This window comes from Clostridioides sp. ZZV15-6383, from assembly GCF_020657735.1.
In the GTDB taxonomy this organism is placed as follows: domain Bacteria; phylum Bacillota; class Clostridia; order Peptostreptococcales; family Peptostreptococcaceae; genus Clostridioides; species Clostridioides difficile_D.
The window spans coordinates 1-433 of the sequence record NZ_JAGWCV010000161.1; the positions used below are offsets into that span (position 1 = coordinate 1).

Annotated in this window: 4 tRNA genes; all 4 read right to left on the bottom strand. The window is 50.8% G+C overall.

The window, feature by feature from the left end:
* Positions 1–47: 47 nt before the first annotated feature.
* The 4 genes from KGF42_RS19250 to KGF42_RS19265 all read right to left on the bottom strand — a co-directional run bounded on the left by KGF42_RS19250 (position 48) and on the right by KGF42_RS19265 (position 392).
* Positions 48–123 (bottom strand) — tRNA-Lys (locus KGF42_RS19250).
* Positions 124–131: 8 nt separating this feature from the next.
* Positions 132–208, bottom strand: a tRNA-His gene (locus tag KGF42_RS19255).
* 7 nt (positions 209–215) lie between these two features.
* Positions 216–292: transfer RNA gene (locus KGF42_RS19260), tRNA-Pro, on the bottom strand.
* 23 nt (positions 293–315) lie between these two features.
* Positions 316–392, bottom strand: a tRNA-Ile gene (locus KGF42_RS19265).
* Between the last annotated feature and the right edge of the window lie 41 nt (positions 393–433).

Here is a 433-nt window from a genome sequence, read left to right on the forward strand (position 1 = left end):
GGAGTTGCAGTCCACTGCCTTACCACTTGGCTATGTCGCCGCCTTTTTGGTGATCTATCCGCGACTCGAACGCGGGACACCCTGATTAAAAGTCAGGTGCTCTACCGACTGAGCTAATAGACCATATGAGTTGGGGTGGATAATGAGAGTCGAACTCACGACCTCCAGAGCCACAATCTGGCGCTCTAACCAACTGAGCTATACCCACCTTATATTGGTCGAGGTGAAGGGACTCGAACCCCCGGCCCCATGGTCCCAAACCATGTGCGCTACCAAACTGCGCTACACCTCGAATTTATATTAATTAATTTAATGTGGTGGGCCATCAGGGACTCGAACCCCAGACCTACCGGTTATGAGCCGGGCGCTCTAACCAACTGAGCTAATGGCCCACATTAAATTTTAGTAGCGGTAATAGGAGTCGAACCTATGA